Source organism: Hominifimenecus sp. rT4P-3 (assembly GCF_051055405.1).
In the GTDB taxonomy this organism is placed as follows: Bacteria; Bacillota; Clostridia; order Lachnospirales; family Lachnospiraceae; genus Pseudolachnospira.
This window is the reverse complement of record NZ_CP167068.1, coordinates 489,578-510,000: the sequence shown is the minus strand read 5'-3', so window position 1 is coordinate 510,000 and position 20,423 is coordinate 489,578. Positions and strand designations below refer to the sequence as shown.

The following is a 20,423-nucleotide window of genomic DNA, read 5'->3' as shown; positions in this document are numbered from 1 at the left end:
CGTATGCCCGCCTGACACAATCAGACATAAAAACGGCGGCTCCAATTCCGGATGCTCAATCAGATTTGCACAGACGTGACCTTCGATATGATGAACCCCGATCAAAGGAAGCTTTTTTGCATAGGCAATCGCTTTTGCCTCTGCCACCCCGACCAGTAAAGCCCCCACCAGCCCCGGACCATAGGTAACGCCAATCCCATCGATTTCATCCAGCGTCAGCTCAGCATCCGCCAAAGCCTGGCAGATCACCGGATTGATATTTTCAATATGTTTCCGGGAAGCCAGTTCCGGAACCACACCGCCATAAAGGGTGTGGAGATCAATCTGAGAAGAAATCACATTGGAAAGAACCTCCCTGCCATTTTGAATCACCGCGGCGGCAGTCTCATCGCAGGAGCTTTCGATTGCCAAGATTTTTATATCCTTCATCTCTTAATCCTCGTCAAACTTCAATTCCTTCGTCTTTCCATCTTTGCCCGCTTTCGCACGGGGAAACACTTGACGTACTGCGTCCATAAATTCCTCTGGGCGATTTAAGGAAGGGCTAAAATGCGTCAGCCACATTTCCCTTGGCTGGGCTTCTTTTGCCAGCCGCGCTGCCTCCGCAAAAGTCATATGCTTATGCTCGATGGCTTTTTGTTCTTTTTCCGACTCGCCGTACATTCCCTCGCAGATAAACAGATCCGCTCCCCGCGCCGCTTCCGCAATCGCAGCCGTCGGTCTCGTGTCCGTGCAATAGGTAACCTTTAACCCGCGCCGCTCTGGTCCCATCACCATATCCGGCGTATAAACGTTCCCCTCGAAAATCACTTCATTTCCTTTTTGTAAAGGATTCCAAAGTTGCACCGGAAGTCCCAACTCCCGCGCTTTTTCCACCTGGAATTTTCCCGCCCTTGGAATGGAGACCGAATATCCATAACAAGTAATATTGTGGTTGACGCGGAAGGCATGAATCTGATAAGGCCCCGCCTGGATATCCTGCTCCCGTTCCGTCAGTTCCAAAAATTTCAAAGGAAAGGGCAGCTCCGGTGCAATGGTTTTTAAAGCGCTGACCACCCGCTCCAATCCTTTGGGTCCTATCATCAGCAGCGGTTCCGTCCGCTCCGCATTTCCCATAGTCAAAAGCAACCCCGGCAATCCGCTGATATGGTCCGCATGATAGTGGGTAAAGCAAAGCACATCAATCGGCTTAAAACTCCATCCTTTTTCCTTGGCTGCAATCTGCGTTCCTTCCCCGCAGTCAATCATCAACTGGCTGCCTTCATACCGCACCATCAAAGAGGTCAGCCAACGATAGGGCAGCGGCATCATACCGCCCGTTCCCAATAAACAAACATCAAACATAAACTTTTATCCTACTTTCTCACGCCGCATCAGCAACGCATGCTCCTGGGGATTCCGATAATAATTCTTTCTCAGACCAATCGGCTGAAATCCATATTTTTTATATAAAGCAATCGCCGCCCGATTGCTCTCCCGCACTTCCAGATACCAGGACCGCACCTGCGGGAGCCCGGCAAATAACGCCTCCAAAAGGCGGCTTCCCACACCGCAGCCTCTAACGGTCTCGTCCACTACAATCCGGAGTAACTCCCCTTCATCCATTACCGTCTGTGCGCTGCAATATCCAAGGATGTCGCCGTCCCTTTCATATAGGAAGTAACGGACGCCAGTTCCAGAAATTCCACTGCGCAGTCCTGCCTCGCTCCACGCATCGGAAAAATAGAGCCGTTCCAGTCTTGCCAAGGCGGATACATCGGAAGAAGTCGCCAAACGAACCAAATCTTTCTCCCTCATCATCCGTCCCGAAGAGCAGCCTCTCTTTCCGCCCGCACCCGCTCTGCCTGGGAGACCCGCAGATAAGACGGCGCAAAATCCTCCGCCGGCTGAACCTTTCCCAATCGAAAATATTCGCTCCCCAATGCCGCCACGGAAGCGCCCCGCTGCCGATTACAAGGAGCCGGAGCAAACCGCGCTAAATTTCCCAATGTTTCCTGGATTTGGTCTTGCCCCACCGGAACCCCATCTCCTAAAAACACCACTGGCCGTTCCATTTGCTTCAGTTCTTCCAAAAGTTCGCCTAAATCCATCGCCACATTTTCTTTTATCACTTGAAAATCCGGCTGAAACGCATAGATTCCTGTATAGACTTGTCCACGTTTCGCGTCCATGACCGGGCAGATCAAATCCGAACATCCAAAAAGATTATACGCCATGGCATCCACCGTGGGTACATGAATCAAAGGCTTGTTTAACGCCAGGCCAAGTCCCTTCGCCGTAGCAGCCCCGATTCGAAGCCCCGTAAACGATCCCGGCCCCCCGGAGACCGCAATCGCATCGATGGTTTCCAAGTCCTGTTCCGTCATACGGACAATCTCATCTAACATCGGCAAAAGCGTCTGTGAATGGGTTTTTTTATAATTTACCGTATATTCCGCCGTTACCAAGCCATCCGTCACGATAGCTACGGAAGCAACCAGCGAAGAACTCTCGATTCCCAAAATCTTCATGCCTCTTCTCCTATTTCTTCCCAGGTAATCCGCCGGTAGTCAAATCCTTTCTCCAACGCCTTTTCTATTCGAATCCACCGAGCCGTTTTCGGCAACAGCTCTTCGATCTGCCCCGGCCATTCGATCAGGCAAACGCCATCCCCAGAAAAAAAATACTCCTCATATCCAATATCGTACATTTCATCCGGATCGGCAATCCGATATACGTCAAAATGATAGAGCGGCAGACGGCCGCTCCGATATTCCTGAACAATCGTAAAAGTCGGGCTATTCACCGCATCTTCGATGCCAAGTCCCGCTGCAAACCCTTGGGTAAACACGGTCTTCCCCACGCCAAGGTCGCCTTCCAGACAATAGATCTCCCCTGGCTTCGCCTGTTCTCCGATTTTTTTTCCAAAGGCAAAGGTTTCCGCCTCGCCAAAACTCTCTTTGATTTTCATCTATTTCCCTGGCTTTCTGCAATACGAGTACGGCAGACGCACTCAATTTTCCTCGTTTAACCATAGCACAGCCCGCAAAGACACGTCAACTGTTTTTTTGGCGCCAGCGCCGCACTCCGGCGCTGACAATCAGCAAAAGAATTGCGCCAGCTGCCAAGACCAGCACACCGTCTCCTCCCGCCGCATTTAAATAATAGGTAGGTAAAAACAGCTTTTCCAATACGCGAAATACCGGAAGGAAACTACCCAGACGAATGAAAACGGGGGAAAACAAAAAGCTTCCCATCACCAATACCGGGATGCAGGCATACAGCAGTGTTTCCAAACGCAGAATATCCGACAAAAGACATCCAAAGGCTGTCACCATTCCCGTATAGGCAAGAAGCAGGACGATTTCGCGCAACACTCCCGTGGAGAGTCCTGCCGCAGCTAAAGAAATGCCGGCCGATACTGCCATAAGGCCCACCGGAACCGCCACCGCAAGCATCGGAATCCAGGTACGCAAAGAAGGGGACGCCGCCAAATATACCCGGCGCCGTTCGTCTTTTCGGCTATCTACCGCTCCCATCAGCCCGCCCAGCAAGACAAATACCGCCAGGAAGCCGCGAACCGGCGCAATCACCGGACTCTTTTCGTCAGCCTCCTGCTGATTTCCTTCGTCTAAATGCTCAAACACAAAAGAAAACGCCCGTCCGCTCTCTCGGCTCTCTCGATAAGCCTCTTCCGCTTCCCCGCGCAGCTGGGCCGGATTTATCTCTGCAAACAGTGAACGATCGCTGACATATTTTACAAAGGCATCCTCCGCATATTCGGCAAATAATTTCGAATACACCACCTCATGGGCCAGATACGCCGCCACAGAACTGGGGGAGGAGAATGCACCCACGCTCCGAGACGCTTTTCCTCTCTCCATTTTTGCCTCTAAATCATCCGGAAATACATATCCGCATTCCGCTTTCCGGGACGCCACGTCCCGCAAGACTTGCGCTTCGCTTTCACAGCGGTAAAATCGAAAGATGCCCCCGTCTTCGCACATAGATTGAAGCGCTCTCTCCGTCATAGAATCCGGCCTCTCGCAAAAAAGCGCCACAGGTAACGCCTCCCGCTGCGACCGCTGCGCCGTAAACAGGAGGCCGGAAGCCAAAGGCAATGCAACGAGCAATAGAACGAAAACCGGCCGTTTTCCTTGACGTTTTCCAAGGAAAAAGAGCCATGTAAGCCATTGCCTCATCCCCTCACCTCCTTGCCTATCAGCCAAGCGGTCAGGCCGCCGAACAGTATCGTAAATCCAACCAAAATTCCAGCTTCACCCCAAACAAAATCTCCGGTCAAACAAGCGCCCACATTTTGTATCATCCAACGAGCCGGCAAAAATCGGGAAATCCGTTCAAAACTTTCTGGCAAAAATGCCGACGGTACAAATCCTCCTGCCAAAAACATCATTCCAACAGAGGTGCAAAAAATCAAAAGCGAGCCGCTGCCTGCCGTCGGAGCCGCCTGATAAAAAAACACGGTCAACGCACAGGCGCAGGATATCGTTGGCAGCAGCATCGGCAGACGAACCAGCAAATCGCCAGGCCATTCCCCGTTCCACACCAGAAACACCACGGCTCCGACAAGAGCCAATACCGTCCCGCTCGTCACGGTAACCAGAAACGTATTCAGCCAACGTCCCACACTTCGGGCCGCCGCTCCCACTCCCGCCGCCCGAAGTTTTCGGGCCAGAGAGCGGGAATCCTTTTCCAGAAAACTTCCATAAGTAATTCCCCAAAGGAGTAAAAACAACGTCAGGCCAGATGCCAGATAATACTGCAGCACGCTCCACTCCCCCGTTGCGGAAGCCGATTGATTCTGAAATAGATTGGTCCGGTTTAAAGCTGCCGATAAATAAATTCGGTTTAAATCATCATAGGCTCCGGACACCTCCGATTCCACGCCATGCCGGACATACAGGTCGTAGGCAGCATAAATTCCATACTGGGCAGCTCCAAGCGTTCCTGCGCCGGCAGAGGTCACCGCTTCCAAAAGCAAGCCCGCCACCTCAGAATTCTTTGGAAACAGTACGCGCACCGGCGTATTGGCCCCGCTGATAATATCATCCACTAGACTGCCCGGAATTTCCATCAAGGCGGCCGCTTTTCCCTCTTTTAGCATCGCCATTCCTTCCGCCGCATCCGTGCGGATAAAGGAACACAGACTTGCCACCGTCTCCATGTTCTCCAAAAACGATAGGACCATATCCACGGTTTCCGATTCCCCTTCGTTCACAACTGCAATCGGAATTCTGCCGCTTGCCTCATCTTGATATAAAAGTTTCTGCCCACAAAAAGCGATTGTGCCTACAATTCCGATCAGCACAACCGCTCCCACCAAGATTTGGGGCAGCTTCCGAAAGGCCCGTTTTCCTTCCAGAAGCTGCAAATTCCAAAAAAATCTCATCTTCGCTCCTATCCTACCACCCGTTGACAAGAACATACTTGCCTCTGTCAACAGACGCTAATGCTTCTCCATTCCTCAATAAAGAATCTGCATCAGAGCATTTTGCAGATTCTGAATCCCCTGGAGGAACTCCGTTCCCAGTTCCTCAAACTCCTCCTCATCCATCTCCATAACCATTCGGATATCCGAAGGCTTTTCGATGGATTCTTCCAATTCTCCATATGTCAGGCTTCCAGCAAAAGCCATCCGCTCACCATCCGTCTGAAGTCCCAGGGCATCAATCTCAAATACAACGCTCTTGCCCTTTTCCACTTCTCCCAGGCTGCCTTCCACAAAGAGCTCAATCTCTTCCTCTTCCAGATTCATCCGGTAGGAAAACTCCTGGGAATCCGAATTATAACGGTTCTCAATCGAAAGCGCATCGTTCTTTTTTCCATTCGATTCCTCGCCGATACTCCACCGGGTAATTGTCTCCGTCTTGCTTCTATCCGTGGTTTTCTCAGCGAAAATTCCATCCTCATACGAATCCATCATGGACAAATAGATCTCGTCCGAAGGCCGTTCCTCTCCAGAAAAGGTAAGTTCGAATTGAATTTCTTCTATATCCTCTTTAACCCAGTCAGAAAGATCCTTTACCAAGATCTGAGCCAGGTCGCCGGACTTGGTCAGATAGACTTCGACATCCCACTCATCTTCCATGATTTTATCGATTTCATCGAGCAAGTCCTCGAAATCCCCTTCCATCTCCTCCCATGGGTTTTCCCCATACATGCTTACCGTATTCATCGTGCCAAAGAGTTCCATCTGCTGCTTTAAGGCATCCTGGTAAACTGCCATATATTCCTCCAAAAACGCTAAAACGTCCTCTTTCGGAATCACCATGACATACCCCTGACATTCCTGTTTTTCCCCGCCTATAGAAATCTTTTTGGTTTGATCCTTCTTCTCAACTCGGATTGCCTCTTCCAGCTGACGCAAACTTTCCATCAGGCGCTCTGTCAGTTCTTCATTTCCTTCCTTGCCCATCCACTCCCAGGGATTCAAAGAAAAATCCAGCTCTGCCAATTCGCTCTCGGACAGATTCATCTGATCAAAAAGAGGAGAATTCTCCACCTGTTCCCGCAGATTGCCCGTTCCAATGCCTAAAGCGCCGTTAAAAAGCTCCGGAATGGCCAATGATAACAGATCTTCATCTCCATAAAATTGAAAGGAAAAAAGATCCGATCCGCCCATGCGAAACATTAGCTCCGCGTCCATCTGCTTTTCATCCTGATCGGAATTTGCAGCAAGCCGGACCCCCATATTTTTCAGCAAAACCGCTTCATCCGGCGAGGTGGAAGCGGGAAGTTCATCCAGATACAATTCCAGTTCCATGCTCTGTTTCGACGACACCGCCGTCATCAGGCTCTCCCAGCCAATCTCTTCGGCAACAGGAAACTCCCACTCTGCCCCTAGTTTTGCAAAAGCTTTCCATACTTGACTTTTCGGGCTGGCAAAAAGTTTTGGAACCAAGAAAACCGCGAGAAGAATCGCCACTGCCAAAACCCCGCCGCCAATCACAAATGGAAGAATTTTTCGTTTCTGAGGAGACGTCTGCCCCCCTTGCGGGCCCAGCTCCGCCGATAGTTCCTGTGCTGGACGAAACGCTTCCACCCGCTCCTCAAAATCACTCTGCTTCTTCATTCTATTTTTCTTCTCCCCTTCCTGCAAGCTCTCGAAGCAACGCGTCCCCGCGAAGCCCCGACTCCCGCTCTTCTAGCTTTCCCTTCCTTAATATATAAAGACGATTACACAAGTTCAACTCTGCTTCCTCATGTGTAGTAATCAAAATGGTTCCTTTTTGCTCCAAATATACGCTAAGATACTGGCGAATCTCCTCTTTGCAGATCAAATCCAACGCTGCGCTGGGTTCATCCAAAACCAAAATAGGCGGATGAGCCGCCAGAGCACAGCCAATGCTGACTCGTTTCTTCATCCCCCCGGATAGTCTGGAAACCCGTATCGGCAAAAGCTCGGAAAGTTGCAGAACCGAAAGCAGGCCGCCCCTTAGATCCTCCTCCATGGAATACGGGCTTTTGCTATACCAAAGTCTCAGGTTGTCTCGCACGGTCAGTTCCTCAAAAAGCGGATTGTCCTGGGGCACATAGCCCACCATACGTTGAAATACGCCCTTTTCTTTCCGTGCGTCCCGATCTCCGTAAAAAATCTCCCCGCCTTGAGGACGTAAAGCGCCGGAGAGAATCGACAGAAGCGTGGATTTTCCACATCCATTGACGCCTGCTATAGCCACACAATCTCCCTGGGCCGCCGTTAAGGAAGCGCCATCTAATACTCTTTTTCGTCCGTAAGAATAGGTAATATCGTTCACCTTGATCATTGAGCCATCTTCCTGCCTTTCTATATTATTCTAGCAGAGATCGTTCTGCCTTGCAAGTAACAAAGGAGTTCGCCTCCAGTGGATTCCTTAGAATAATAAAGAATTTTCTATAGAGATCTGACGCCCTCCTACAAAGCACAAAAGCGGCATAACCACAGGCTACACCGCTTCAAAAGCAAACCGCTTAACCGCGTCCCGCCGCATGTCCCTTGATCACCACGCTGACGCGCTTATATAACAACATGGTCACCGCAGAAACTACGATGCCCTTAATCAGGTTAAAGGGCGCCACGCAAAGCATCACAAAGCCAAGCAAAGTTCCCGCTCCGGCATGAACCGCAGCGCCTGCCGCCAAAATTCCATCCATGCCGCCGGCGCCGGCAAAGAAATGATTGGCGTACCAAGGCAGCAGCACATAGGCGTTTACCAGACTGCCGGCCACCACCATCACAAGGGTTCCTACCACCATTCCGACCAAAGCGTGCTTCTTACTCTTCGCGCGTTGATAGATAATCCCAGCAGGCACTACCAGCGCACAGCCGACCAAAAAGTTTGCAAACTCGCCGACATAGGCGGTGGAAGTTCCCTTAATCAAAATATGTAACAGATTTTTCAGCAGCTCAATCACCACGCCGGCCACCGGTCCCATGGAAAAGGTTCCGATCAGTACCGGCACCTCGCTAAAATCCAGCTCATAAAACGCAGGCGCAATAAAGGGCAGCGGGATCTCTAAAAACATCAAGATAAAAGCGACCGCTCCCAGCATAGCAATGAGAACCATGTTTCTCAAATTTAACGTTTTGTTTTGACTCATGTTATTTCCTCCTTTTGTTCCTACAGGACCACGAATGTTTCCATTCTAAGGGAGAATCTATACCGAAATGTTTCTTATCTCCTGGGAAATTCCGTTAGAATTTCCCAGGAGATAAGAAACCCCGAACCAAAATGGTTCGGGGCAGCGAAAACATAAAAAACGGTATATTTCTTCTCTCATCCAGACTATACTGTCGGTTTTGGAATTTCACCAAATCAGCCGTTACAAACGGGTCGCGGACTGTCACCGCCGGTAGGGAGTTTCACCCTGCCCCGAAGAAAAATATTTTATTCTGCTAGTTATACTACCACGCTTTCCAGTCTTTTTCAAGTTCTTTTTCTACAAAACTATTCCGTCGTCCAATCCTCTACTGTCAGCCCAACCACACGCGCAAATTCTCTGGTGTTGTTTGTGACAAGAATTAGATTCTTTGACCTGGCATGACTGGCAATCAATAGATCCATCGGGCCGATCGGCGTTCCCTTTTTCTCAAGATCCGCTCTGATTTTTCCGTATTCCTCTGCTGCATAACTATCAAAATCCAAGACTGTGATCGGAGAGAGAAACAAGGAAATAGCCAAACGATTTTTCTCAACCGCTTGACTCTTCCATACTCCATGCATCAGCTCCGCAAACGTAATCGAGGAAATACATAAATCCTGTGGATGATAGGCCATTATCTTTTGAATAACCGCTTGTGGCTTTTGCTTAATGGCGTAAATACAGATATTCGTGTCCAACATATATTTCATAAATTCGCACGCTCCTGCATGGCAGATTGATTTCGTTCCTCGCTCATAAAATCATCGGAAAACAGACTCAATCCACTCAAAAGTCCAGCCCATTCATTATCCTTTGGCATCAGGATTACAACATCACCAATTTTATTTACAAAGACTTCTTCTCCTTGAAACCGACATTCCTTTGGCAGACGAACTGCCTGGCTTCTTCCATTCTCAAAAAGCTTTGCTGTCATCATGGCAAAAGCACCTCCTTTTACTAGAAATATATACCATGATATATTTCACGTCAAGGGCAGCTTCAATTCGCCCGGTCACGAATCTCACGCAGCTCTCGATAATTCTCGCTGAGGCCATTGCGTACGATCTCCGGCTTCGGGCTGTTGTTATAAACAATTTTTTGCAGAATCGGCGTCACAATCGTTGTAACAATAACAACAATAACGACTGGTCCAAGAAAATTCGCTCCGATCAAGCCAACCCTCATCCCCTGGGATGCCACAATCAGCGCCACCTCGCCGCGGGACACCATGCCGACGCCGATCTGTACGCAGGTGCACGTCCGGTAGCCGCAAAGCTTTGCTCCAAGACCACATCCAACAACTTTCGTCGCCACGGCAACCAAAACCAACACCACAGCAAATAACACAAGCATCGGCGTCATCGCCGGCAGATTTACCTTTAAACCAATACTTGCAAAAAAGACCGGCGAAAGCATCAGATAAGAAAGAGTATCAAAACGGGAAGACAGATACTGGGTTGTCTGCGTTAGGGAAATAATCATTCCTGCGATATACGCTCCAGTAATATCCGCCACTCCAAAAAACTCTTCCGCACAATAGGACATTAGCAGACAAAATACAAAGGCTACGATCGCATGACGATGCAGCAGTTTTGTCCGGCGGCTCCACCAATCATAAAAGCGGAAGAAAGCAAAACCGGCTACACCGGAAAAAACAAAGAATAAAGCAATCTTAATGAGAATCGTCGACATCTTCACGGAGGAATCCGCGGCGCTGGTGATAATCGTCAAGGCAATAATGCCCAAAATATCATCGATAATCGCGGCTCCCAAAATCGCATTTCCCGACTTACTCTGCAATTTCCCCAGCTCTTTCAACGTTTCTACGGTAATACTGACAGAAGTAGCTGTCAGTATCACGCCCATAAACATGTTTTGCAAAAACAAGCTGCAGGATGCGTCCGAATCGATACGGCCTGGCTGATTGAAAACATAGCCGATCAGCACGCCTCCGGCAAGGGGCACCAAAACACCCAGCAGAGCAATCACAAATGCAGCTTTCCCGCATTTTTTTAACTCCTGCACATCTGTCTCCAGACCAGCACAGAACATCAGCACAATCACGCCGATCTCTGCCACGCTCTGTACAAATGCCGTCTCCTCCAACACACCCAAAACCGCCGGTCCCAACACCAGGCCCGCCATCAGTGCGCCGACTACCTGCGGCAGATGCATCTTCTTCGTTGCCAATCCAAGAAGTTTGGTACTCAAAAGAATGATAGCTAAATCCAATAAAAAACGATACTCCATGTCAACCACCTCCATCATCGGACCTGCCAGTCCGTTGGCACATGTAAACAACAACTTTTTCTCAAAACCAGAGCATATTATAGTCTCCTTTCTTTCGTATGTCAACTGTTTCCCGTATAAAATCCGCGTTTAATTTTCAAAGCATATTATTTGGGAAATATATTTTTATTCCTCTTTCTTTTAAATAAATCACATAAAAACGAGGGGGCCTTCATTCATGAAAAGCCCTCTCGCTTTACGCGCCAGACCGGAGCGTATAAATAAAAATCAAACTTCTGGTAACTGTCCCGTATCCACCCTTTCCTGAACAAAATCAAAAAAACGCCGCGCAGCTGGCGTCAGGTAACGATGAGTGGAGGAAGCCAGATAAAGCATTCTCTGGCATTCTTTCTCCTTAATCGGAATCTGACGGACGGGGAAATATTGAAGCGCCTGCATCTTCGCTACGACTCCAACGCCGAATCCCGACGCCGTAAGGGCTGCAATCGCGTCTTCATCTTCCGCTTCCGCAAAAATTTCCAAAGACACGCCCGCCTCCTGAAAAAAACCGTCCACAACACGCCGAAGTCCGGAATGGGAGGCATAGGCCACAAAGGGAAAACTGCTTAATTCTTTCAGGCTTACCGCCCCGGATTCTGCCAAGGGGTGATCCAGAGGCACTACCGCTACCATTTCCTGCCGGAGGACCGGCTGAAAATTTACATGGGGCGCGCCTGGCACAAAACTGCAAAATCCCAAGTCAAACGTCCCCGTCTGAATCCCTTCCACAATTTCTTTGGAGGAATTCTGGTGAAAATGTACAGTCACATTCTGATTTTCTTCTCGGTCCAAAAAGAGACGCACGATATTCGGAATAAAACCTTTGGAAAGCGGCGGATTATAGGCCAAATCCAGATGCCCTTTTGCCGCGCTCGCCATCTGACGAACCCGGTCGGTTGCGCGGTTCAGCTGTTCTAAAAGGGGCGCGAGCTCCTGATAATATTGCTCCCCATACTTCGTCAGAACCGTCTGGCGTCCCTTACGGTCAAACAGCAAAAAGCCCAATTCCTTTTCCAGAGCCAAAATCGCCGCGCTTATCGTCGGCTGTGAAACAAAAAGTTCCTCCGAGGCCTCCCGATAGCTGGAATGGCGTGCAATTGCACAAAAATATCTTAGCTGCTGTAAAGTCATACCCTCACCTCCACTTCCAGTATATCGAAACATTCGCTCGCGTGCAAGAGATATCATAGTTATTTTCTATCGAAACTCAATTATTATCGATTAGACAAAAGAAAATAGCTATGTTATGCTCAGACAAAAAGGAGGGTTTCCTATGATAAAGACAAAAATGACAGAGCTTTTGGGTATTCAGTACCCGATTTTGATGGGCGCTATGGCCTGGATTACAACAGCCAATCTGACCGCTGCGGTATCCAATGCAGGGGGCGCTGGAGTCCTGGGCGCAGGCGGCCGTGACGAAAATTGGGTCCGACAAGAAATCCGAAAAACCAAATCCTTGACCAATAAACCCTTTGGCATCAATCTTTCCTTACAAACCACGCCTCTTCGAGATAAGCTGGTAGAAGTAATCTTAGAAGAAGGAATTGATTTTGTAACTTTGGGAGCCGGCGATCCCCGTCCTTTCCTTCCCCGTTTTAAGGAAGCAGGGATTAAGACCGTCTGTATTGTTCCCAATACTAAATTAGCGAAACGCATGGAGGCCTGTGGAGCGGATATGCTTATCATCGAAGGCATGGAATCTGGCGGCCGTATCGGGAATTTAACGACAATGGCTCTTATGAGCAACGTCTTACCCGAGGTTTCCTTACCCATAGCAGCCGCCGGCGGCATCGTAGACGGCCGAGGCCTGGCTGCCGCCTTGATCATGGGCGCAGATGGAATACAGATGGGCTCTCGTTTTCTTTTGGCCAAAGAGTGTGAAAGCCATCCGTCCAATGCAAAGGCGATCCTGGCTGCGTCGGATACAGACTCTGTCACGATCGGCTGGTCCCGTGGAAAGGGATTGCGCGGCCTGAAAAATCCCTTTGCAGAAAAATATTTGTCCATGGAAACCAGCGGAGTTCCTACCGACCAGCTTGGCGACTTCGTTGCTGGATGCAGCAAACGGGTAGCGGATCTCGGAACTGGGGAAGACGGGATGAACGGAATCGTTCAAGTAGGAGAAAGCCTGGAGCCCCTAAAGAAAATCCAGTCGGCTGCGGAAATCATCCAGGAAGTAACGGAAGAGGCAAAAAAATTACTGAAAAAAGCGCCCCAGTTTGTAAGCCAATAAATAAAATGAGGGATTTTCCAAGCAAGCCATGCGCCACCTAGAAAATCCCTCATTTTTCAATTTACTTTTTCAACTTCCATTAACAAAAAATGTGTAGCCTATTCCAATCCCCAAGCTCTCATTTCTTCCTTCGGCGGAGCCTGGAACGCACACCGGCGGCTGATCTTCCATCCGGGTCCTTGTGCTACATCTGTCAAGTACTCTGCAAACTTCAAAGCGGAAAGCGCGGAATCTATGATCGGAACCGAATAACGTTCCTGCATCTCTTTATAAAATCCAAACATCATACTGCATCCCAATACGACAACCTCCGCACTTTGATCTTCCACCAATGTCCGAATGCACTCTTCCATCCGCCGCGCCGTCGCGTTCCCGTCTTTCTGCAGTTCCGGTACGCTCAAACCGAGAGGCTGGATCGATAAAAAGCGGTGATCGCATCCATATTGCCGGACTAAATTGCGGAATTGCGCACGATCCTTTTCTTCCACACAGACGATGCCAAAGGAGTCCCCTAATACCGACGCCAAATGAAGCGCAGACTCCGCCAGGCCGACCACTGCCATAGAACCGCTGATCTCCTTTGCCTCCCGCAAAAAAGGATCGTCAAAGCATCCGATGATAGCCGCATCACACCCATCCTGCTCCGCTTTTTTTACCGCGGATAAAATTTCCATTCCGACGAAAGCCTGATAATAACCATAGTCCAAACGCTTTACCTTTGCATTACTGCTGAGACCAACGATGCTAAGCTCCGTGTCCGGCTGGCGATACTCATCCAAATACCTCCGCATAGGCTCAACCTCTTCCGGAGCAAATACCGGATGAATATATCGAATTTTTCTGGGCATAGGTTCCTTTCCTTTCTTTTTCATCTATAATATTGTTTTATTTTATTTCTTTCCGCTCTCCCTTTCAATATCTTTCATAGACAAATTTTGCCATATTTTTTGTACTTTATTCCTATTTACGCACATTTTTCAATCTATTCATTCACTCTTCCTATTACTTCAGCACTTCATCGTCAAAGAAATTCTCTTTTTCGTCAAATCCACGCCCAACACTTTCACTTCCACCACATCGCCGACGCTAACCGCCTCCAACGGATGTTTAATATACCGATCGCAAATCTGGGAGATATGAACCAAACCGTCCTGATGAACGCCGATATCCACAAAGGCTCCGAAATCCACGATATTCCGGACCGTCCCCTTCAAAATCATGCCGGGTTTTAAGTCCTCCATCTCCATGACGTCCGTCCGCAGCACCGGCTTTGGCATCTCGTCTCTGGGGTCCCGTCCCGGTTTTTCCAGTTCTTTTAAAATATCTTTTAAGGTTGGTTCTCCGATTCCAAGTTCCGCCGCTACGCTTGCCGGATCCGCGACCTTTTTCCCAATACCGGCCACGCCGCCCTTCATCACATCCTCCGGTCCATATCCGAACTTTTTCAGCAAAGCTTCCGCCGCCGGATAACTCTCCGGATGTACCGCCGTCATATCTAGCGGATTTTTGCCGCCGCGAACCCGCAGAAAGCCGGCGCACTGTTCGTATGCCTTAGGCCCTAACTTCGCTACCTTTAATAACTGCTTCCGGTCGGTAAAGGCCCCATTTTCTTCCCGGTACGATACCACATTTTTCGCCACTGTTTTTGTGATTCCGGAGACATACTCTAAAAGAGACGCCGAAGCTGTATTCAGATCAACCCCTACCCGGTTCACACAATTTTCCACCACGCCTTGAAGCGCCTCTCCCAGTTGTTTCTGGTTCATGTCGTGCTGGTATTGGCCAACGCCAATGCTCTTCGGGTCGATTTTCACCAATTCCGCCAATGGATCCTGAAGCCGTCTCGCAATGGAAGCCGCGCTCCTCTGCCCCACATCAAACTCCGGGAATTCTTCGGTGGCAAGTTTACTGGCCGAGTACACGGAAGCTCCCGCCTCATTCACAATCACATAGGATACCTTGGCCGGAATCTCTTTTAACATCTCCACGATGATCTGCTCCGATTCCCGCGAAGCAGTGCCGTTTCCAACGGAAATTAGACTGATTCCATATTTTTCGATCAGCTTCTTCACCGTCTTCTTGGACTCTTCCACTTTATTCTGAGGGGCGGTCGGATAGATGACTACCGTGTCCAACACCTTTCCCGTAGCATCCACAACCGCCAGCTTGCAGCCAGTCCGAAAGGCAGGATCCCAGCCCAACACCACGTGTCCAACAATCGGAGGCTGAAGCAGCAATTGCTCTAAGTTCTTTCCAAAGACCCGAATGGCCCCTCTCTCCGCAATCTCCGTCATCTGGTTTCGGATTTCCCGGTAAATCGCCGGCTCGATCAAGCGGGTATAACTGTCCGCAATGGTCTCCCGGAGAAGCGGCGCCGTATTCGGATTCTCCCGAACAATCACCTGCTTTTCCAGATACCGCTGAATCTGCTCGGTGGGAGCTTCAATCTTCACATTCAGCACGCCTTCCTTCTCGCCCCGGTTCAAAGCCAAAATCCGGTGGCCGGCCAATTTCGGAACCGGCTCTTCGTACTGATAATATTGATCATATACCGTCGAGGTTTCCGGGTCTTTTGCCTCAGACCGCAAAATCCCGCTGCGAACCGTGACCGCCCGGATATAGGTCCGGTACTCCGCCGAATCTGAAATCCGCTCCGCCAAAATATCGCAGGCTCCCGCCAATGCTTCCTGCACGTCCGCCACTTCCTTTTCCGGATTCACATAGGGCAGGGCCTCTTGCTCCATCGAACGCTCCGTCTCCTGGGCCCACAAAATTTCCGCCAGAGGCTCCAATCCCCTTTCCTTGGCGATAGTCGCGCGGGTACGGCGTTTCGGGCGATAAGGACGATAAAGATCTTCTACCGCAACCAAAGTCGCAGCCGCTAAAATTTGCGCCTTCAACTCTTCCGTCAAAGCGCCCTGCTCCTCAATCGTAGCCAGGACCTGCTCCTTCTTTTCTTCTAAATTTCGCAGATAGCGCAGACGCTCGTCCAACTGGCGCAAAATTTCGTCGTTCAAAGAACCCGTCGCTTCCTTCCGGTAGCGGGCAATAAACGGGATTGTATTCCCCTCGTCAATCAATTTTACCGCCGCCTCCGCCTGAGATTCCCGGATATTTAATTCTTTTGCCAACGATTTTATAATGTCCATCTTTTTTGCTCCTTTTCTATCCATTTCTCCTTACAAAAAACCGCGCCCGCACAGCAGAAGTATGTTTTTTACCGCCCAGTTCCCGATCACCAAAGCCACGCCGCCCCAAGTATACCAAGCGCGGTATTTTAGCCCAGGAAAACGCCCTCTTGTCAAATAATTCAAGGTCCAGCTCCCCATAAAAATCACATAAAGTCCCAGGCCGTATACCACAAAAGGATGCCATTTCAGACTTTCTAAGACACGCCCAGCAAGAAGAGCCGAAAACGCCCTTGTCCCTCCACAGCCGGGACAATATAAGCCCGTCAAGGCACGAAACGGGCAGGGCCAGCCCAGAAATGCTGCAAATGGCGGAAAAATTTTTGCCAGGATAACAACGGCGGCCGCAAAAAGAGCGGCCGCCATTCCCAGACGGTATAAGGTTTGTTCTACTGCCTTGGCCGTTTGCTTCATGGATTACGCATCCAAGCCAAAGGCCGTGTGAACCGCGCGCATCGCGCGAGTCACATCATCTTCATCAATCAGAACCGTAATGCGGATTTCCGCTGTTCCGATCATACGGATATTCACATTGGCATTGTAAAGAGCCTCAAACATCTTAGCAGCTACGCCGGCGTTGCTCTCCATGCCCGCGCCAACGATGGAAACTTTGGCCACATGATCATCATAGGTGACCTCCGTCGCGCCCCAGGCATCCTTCTTTTCTTCCAGCGCCTGTACCGCGTCCCGCATATCCGTTCTGGCCACCGTAAAGGAGATATCCTTGGTTCCCTCCCGGCCAATGGACTGCAAAATAATATCCACGCTGATATTCTTCATCGCCAGGCATTTAAAGACTTTAAATGCAATCCCAGGTTCATTGCGCACTCCGATAATGGAGATTCTAGCTGTATTTTTATCTGCGGCTACACCGCTCACTAACATTCCTTCCATGTCTGCATTCTCCTTTACAATCGTTCCTTCATTCCGGTTCAGGCTAGAGCGCACAATCAGAGGCACTCCGTAACGTTTCGCCATCTCCACCGAGCGGTTATGTAATACCTTGGCGCCCAGAGAAGCGAATTCCAGCATCTCATCATACGTAATCTCTTTTAACTTCCGAGCAGTCGGTACCTGTCTAGGGTCCGAAGTATAAACCCCATCCACATCCGTATAGATCTCGCAGGCGTCTGCGTGCAGAGCTGCCGCCAGAGCAACCGCCGTCGTATCCGAACCGCCGCGTCCCAAGGTCGTATAATCCTCTTTCTTACTGATGCCCTGGAAACCAGTCACGATCACAATCTTATTGTTTTCTAATTCTTCCCGAATACGCTCAGTATCGATTCGAAGCAGACGGGAATTTCCATAAACAGAAGTCGTGTGCATTTTTACCTGAAAGGCATTCAAAGAAACTGCCGGTACTCCCAGCGCTCCCATCGCCATGGCCATCAAAGAAACGGAGATCTGCTCGCCGGTGGTGAGAAGCATATCCAGCTCCCGCTTGCTGGCGTTAGGGTTGATATCCGCCGCCTTTGCCAGCAGCCCATCCGTAGTTTTTCCCATGGCGGACAACACAACGACCACTTGATTGCCAGCCTTGTACTCTTCAATACAGCGGTTGGCCACATTAAAAATTCTCTCTTTATCGGCAACGGAACTGCCGCCGAATTTCTTTACAATCAGCATGTTTTTCCTCCCAGCAAATGATCCATGGTACGATACCCCTCAGCAATGTAATTGCCGCTGGCCTTTGCTTCTTTCTCGTTATAGTTCCAGGAATGCTCTTCCGGTTTCGCGCTGTCATAAATCAGATAAGGAACCGGATCGGACGTATGCGTCCGAACGCAGATCGGCGTCGGATGATCCGGCATCACCAACATTCGATAATCCAGCCCGGCAGCGTCCAGCCCTTCCTTTACCGGGCGAATCACTCGCTGGTCCAGATATTCGATGGCTTTGATTTTCCGCTCTATGCTTCCCTGATGTCCCATCTCGTCGGGAGCTTCCACATGCACGTAAACAAAATCATATCCATCCTTAGTTAACGCATCCACAGCGGCTTTTGCCTTGCCCTCATAATTGGTATGCAGGGTGCCGTCCGCGCCTTCCACAATAATATTCGTCATCCCGGCGCCAACTGCAATTCCCTTCAGCAAATCCACCGCGGAAATCATCGCGCCTTTTAGGCCCGTCTTTTCCTCAAAGGAAGAGAGAATCGGCTTTGTCCCCGCTCCCCAGAACCAGAAACAGTTGGCCGGATTTTTCCCCGCCGCCTTTCTCGCCTGATTCAGCGGATGGTCTTTCAGAATCTCATAGCTGCGCACCATCATCTGTCTCAGTACCGGATCTTCCGGAAGGAAGGGGCCAATCTTCTGCCCCAGATGATCGTGAGGCTGCGCCAGATCCACGACCTGCCCCTGATCCCAGATCAGCAGATGACGGTAGCTGGTACCTACATAAAACTGATAGATCTCGTTTTGCAGCTCTTTCTTTACCGCTTCCAAAAGAACAGCGGCGTCTTCGGTAGAAATCTCCCCCGAGCTGTGGTCGAGAATCGTTTTTTCCTCAAAAGGCACATCGTCGTCGGATAAAGTAACAATATTGGTTCGAAGGGCAATATCCGTATCCTTCATCGGAACGCCGATACTAAGCGCCTCCAAAGGAGAACGCCCCGTGTAATACTCTTTTGGATTATACCCTAGAACAGCCAGATTCGCCGTATCGCTTCCCGGCTTCATCCCTTCCGGAATCGTATGGGACAGGCCAATCTCCGATTGTTTGGACAGCGCGTCCAAAAATGGCGTCTTTGCCGCTTCCAGAGGCGTCTGACCATTTAACTCACCCAAAGGCTCGTCTGCCATTCCATCGCCTAAAATCACTACATATTTCATAGCTTTCTATCTCCTCATCTATACCGGTAAATCCCGTCAAGCCTGCACCCGAATCCGCTGCAGAATGCCTTCCGTCTTTGCCGCTGCGGCCTCAAAGGCTTTTTCACTGAGCACCGGCGTCAAATATCCGATCTCACCGGCCACATCCGCATCGATCAGCTGGCCAGCGCCAAACTTTGTGGCCAATTCCGACTGCCGGGAGACGTCCCCTTTGACACGGATCAAAAATTGCTTTTCTGACATAGAGATATCGGAGAGCTCTCGCTTTTCCTCGCTCCATCCGGCATAGATATTCTCACCCAGATGTTTTACTGCTTCCACCACATCGGCCATTACCGCACTGGCCGTCGCATGAGAACCGGCTCCACGGCCATAAAACATCACATTGTCCACCATATTTCCATGGACCAAAATCGCGTTGAATACATCGTTCACGGCGTACAAAGGATTCTCCGGCTTTACCAACACAGGAGATACCATGGCATACCGATGTCCCTGTTCCTTCCAACTGCTCGCCAAAAGCTTGATGGCCCAGCCAAGTTGTCTGGCATACTCGAAATCCTCACTGGTAATCTTTGTGATACCCTCGGTATAAATATCCTCAAAGTCCACAAATTTGCCTTCTACAATGGAACTGAGGATCGCAATCTTCCGGCAGGCATCGTAGCCTTCCACGTCCGCCTCCGGCTTTCTTTCCGCAAAACCATTATCCTGGGCTTCCTTTAAAGCAGCTTCAAAAGAAGTTCCTTCCCGGTCCATCTTGGTCAGGATATAATTCGTCGTTCCATTTAAAATTCCTGAAACCTGATCGATGTCATCCGCGCTAAGGCTCCGAAGCAGCGGACGGATAATCGGGATCCCACCGCCCACGCTGGCGCCGAAGAAGAAGTTGACGTTCTTCGCTTTCGCCACAGCCATCAGCTCCACACCTTTTTTGGCCACCAGTTCTTTATTGGAAGTGACGACGCTCTTTCCTGCTTCCAAGGCCTTTTTTACAAAAGTAAACGCCGGCTCTAAGCCGCCCATGGTCTCGACAACCACATCCACTTCTGGATCATTCATAATCGTATCCACATCATGAACCAGCACTTTTTCTACCGGCTGACCTGGAAATTCCCGAATATCCAATACATACTTTACCTGAAGCTCCTCACCCAGGTTCTTTTTGATGATCTCACGATTCGTATTTACTACATCAAAGGCGCCGGATCCGATGGTTCCGAAACCCATAATCGCTATCTGCCGCATGGCGTTCATTCC

21 protein-coding genes and 1 riboswitch (1 of these 22 cut by a window edge) are annotated in these 20,423 nt (G+C 49.8%); of the genes, 1 reads left to right on the top strand and 20 read right to left on the bottom strand.

Features of this window, described 5'->3' with window-relative positions:
- From tsaD to ACCC71_RS02370, 14 genes are all read right to left on the bottom strand, one after another.
- Nucleotides 1–429 carry the 5' portion of a tRNA (adenosine(37)-N6)-threonylcarbamoyltransferase complex transferase subunit TsaD gene (gene tsaD / locus ACCC71_RS02435; protein WP_434310857.1) on the bottom strand. The gene continues 585 nt to the left of window position 1, outside the view, so only the first 429 of its 1,014 coding nucleotides appear in the window; the start codon lies at nt 427–429; its stop codon lies off the left edge, out of view.
- 3 nt (nt 430–432) lie between these two features.
- On the bottom strand, nt 433–1,344 hold the full coding sequence (locus ACCC71_RS02430; protein WP_434310856.1) for a ribonuclease Z: 912 nt from the start codon (nt 1,342–1,344) through the stop codon (nt 433–435).
- Nucleotides 1,345–1,350: 6 nt separating this feature from the next.
- Nucleotides 1,351–1,800, bottom strand: coding sequence for a ribosomal protein S18-alanine N-acetyltransferase (rimI, locus tag ACCC71_RS02425; protein WP_434310855.1), 450 nt, complete (start codon nt 1,798–1,800; stop codon nt 1,351–1,353).
- Nucleotides 1,797–2,510, bottom strand: a complete 714-nt coding sequence (tsaB, locus tag ACCC71_RS02420) for a tRNA (adenosine(37)-N6)-threonylcarbamoyltransferase complex dimerization subunit type 1 TsaB (protein WP_434310854.1) — start codon at nt 2,508–2,510, stop codon at nt 1,797–1,799. The genes rimI and tsaB overlap by 4 nt, the downstream gene beginning before the upstream one ends.
- Nucleotides 2,507–2,950, bottom strand: a complete 444-nt coding sequence (gene tsaE, locus ACCC71_RS02415) for a tRNA (adenosine(37)-N6)-threonylcarbamoyltransferase complex ATPase subunit type 1 TsaE (RefSeq protein ID WP_434310853.1) — start codon at nt 2,948–2,950, stop codon at nt 2,507–2,509. The genes tsaB and tsaE overlap by 4 nt, the downstream gene beginning before the upstream one ends.
- Before the next feature lie 85 nt (nt 2,951–3,035).
- A complete protein-coding gene (locus ACCC71_RS02410; RefSeq protein ID WP_434310852.1) occupies nt 3,036–4,181 on the bottom strand; it encodes a hypothetical protein in 1,146 nt (381 codons plus the stop codon).
- Entirely contained in the window at nt 4,178–5,389 is a 1,212-nt protein-coding gene (locus ACCC71_RS02405) for an ABC transporter permease (RefSeq protein ID WP_434310851.1), read from the bottom strand. The genes ACCC71_RS02410 and ACCC71_RS02405 overlap by 4 nt, the downstream gene beginning before the upstream one ends.
- 75 nt (nt 5,390–5,464) lie before the next feature.
- Nucleotides 5,465–7,072, bottom strand: a complete 1,608-nt coding sequence (locus ACCC71_RS02400; RefSeq protein ID WP_434310850.1) for a hypothetical protein — start codon at nt 7,070–7,072, stop codon at nt 5,465–5,467.
- Nucleotide 7,073: 1 nt separating this feature from the next.
- The gene (locus tag ACCC71_RS02395) at nt 7,074–7,766 is read right to left on the bottom strand and encodes an ABC transporter ATP-binding protein (RefSeq protein ID WP_434310849.1); all 693 of its coding nucleotides are present in this window, start codon (nt 7,764–7,766) and stop codon (nt 7,074–7,076) included.
- Between the two features lie 184 nt (nt 7,767–7,950).
- On the bottom strand, nt 7,951–8,580 hold the full coding sequence (locus tag ACCC71_RS02390; protein ID WP_434310848.1) for an ECF transporter S component: 630 nt from the start codon (nt 8,578–8,580) through the stop codon (nt 7,951–7,953).
- Between the two features lie 164 nt (nt 8,581–8,744).
- Nucleotides 8,745–8,864, bottom strand: a riboswitch (FMN riboswitch).
- Nucleotides 8,865–8,927: 63 nt separating this feature from the next.
- Nucleotides 8,928–9,332 carry a type II toxin-antitoxin system tRNA(fMet)-specific endonuclease VapC gene (vapC, locus tag ACCC71_RS02385; protein ID WP_434310847.1) on the bottom strand — a complete coding sequence of 135 codons (405 nt, stop codon included), beginning with the start codon at nt 9,330–9,332 and terminating at the stop codon, nt 8,928–8,930.
- Complete coding sequence (gene vapB, locus ACCC71_RS02380) at nt 9,329–9,559, bottom strand: type II toxin-antitoxin system antitoxin VapB (RefSeq protein ID WP_434310846.1); 231 nt, start codon at nt 9,557–9,559, stop codon at nt 9,329–9,331. Before vapB ends, vapC begins: the two co-directional genes overlap by 4 nt.
- Before the next feature lie 62 nt (nt 9,560–9,621).
- On the bottom strand, nt 9,622–10,872 hold the full coding sequence (locus ACCC71_RS02375; protein WP_434310845.1) for a cation:proton antiporter: 1,251 nt from the start codon (nt 10,870–10,872) through the stop codon (nt 9,622–9,624).
- Between the two features lie 267 nt (nt 10,873–11,139).
- Entirely contained in the window at nt 11,140–12,042 is a 903-nt protein-coding gene (locus tag ACCC71_RS02370) for a LysR substrate-binding domain-containing protein (protein ID WP_434310844.1), read from the bottom strand.
- Between the two features lie 142 nt (nt 12,043–12,184).
- Between ACCC71_RS02370 and ACCC71_RS02365 the strand changes: the two genes are divergently transcribed.
- Nucleotides 12,185–13,144 (top strand): nitronate monooxygenase, encoded by a 960-nt coding sequence (locus ACCC71_RS02365; protein ID WP_434310843.1) that lies wholly within the window; start codon nt 12,185–12,187, stop codon nt 13,142–13,144.
- Between the two features lie 98 nt (nt 13,145–13,242).
- Here ACCC71_RS02365 and ACCC71_RS02360 read toward each other — a convergent pair whose 3' ends face one another.
- The 6 genes from ACCC71_RS02360 to ACCC71_RS02335 form a co-directional block, all read right to left on the bottom strand.
- Nucleotides 13,243–13,992: an aspartate/glutamate racemase family protein gene (locus ACCC71_RS02360; RefSeq protein WP_434310842.1), complete on the bottom strand. Its 750-nt coding sequence runs from the start codon at nt 13,990–13,992 to the stop codon at nt 13,243–13,245.
- 159 nt (nt 13,993–14,151) lie between these two features.
- Nucleotides 14,152–16,293: a Tex family protein gene (locus ACCC71_RS02355; protein WP_434310841.1), complete on the bottom strand. Its 2,142-nt coding sequence runs from the start codon at nt 16,291–16,293 to the stop codon at nt 14,152–14,154.
- A 30-nt stretch (nt 16,294–16,323) separates the two neighbouring features.
- Complete coding sequence (locus tag ACCC71_RS02350) at nt 16,324–16,746, bottom strand: DUF2752 domain-containing protein (protein WP_434310840.1); 423 nt, start codon at nt 16,744–16,746, stop codon at nt 16,324–16,326.
- Between the two features lie 3 nt (nt 16,747–16,749).
- Nucleotides 16,750–17,958: an aspartate kinase gene (locus ACCC71_RS02345; RefSeq protein WP_434310839.1), complete on the bottom strand. Its 1,209-nt coding sequence runs from the start codon at nt 17,956–17,958 to the stop codon at nt 16,750–16,752.
- Nucleotides 17,952–19,163 (bottom strand): cofactor-independent phosphoglycerate mutase, encoded by a 1,212-nt coding sequence (locus ACCC71_RS02340; RefSeq protein WP_434310838.1) that lies wholly within the window; start codon nt 19,161–19,163, stop codon nt 17,952–17,954. Before ACCC71_RS02340 ends, ACCC71_RS02345 begins: the two co-directional genes overlap by 7 nt.
- Nucleotides 19,164–19,199: 36 nt before the next feature.
- The gene (locus ACCC71_RS02335) at nt 19,200–20,411 is read right to left on the bottom strand and encodes a homoserine dehydrogenase (RefSeq protein ID WP_434310837.1); all 1,212 of its coding nucleotides are present in this window, start codon (nt 20,409–20,411) and stop codon (nt 19,200–19,202) included.
- Between the last annotated feature and the right edge of the window lie 12 nt (nt 20,412–20,423).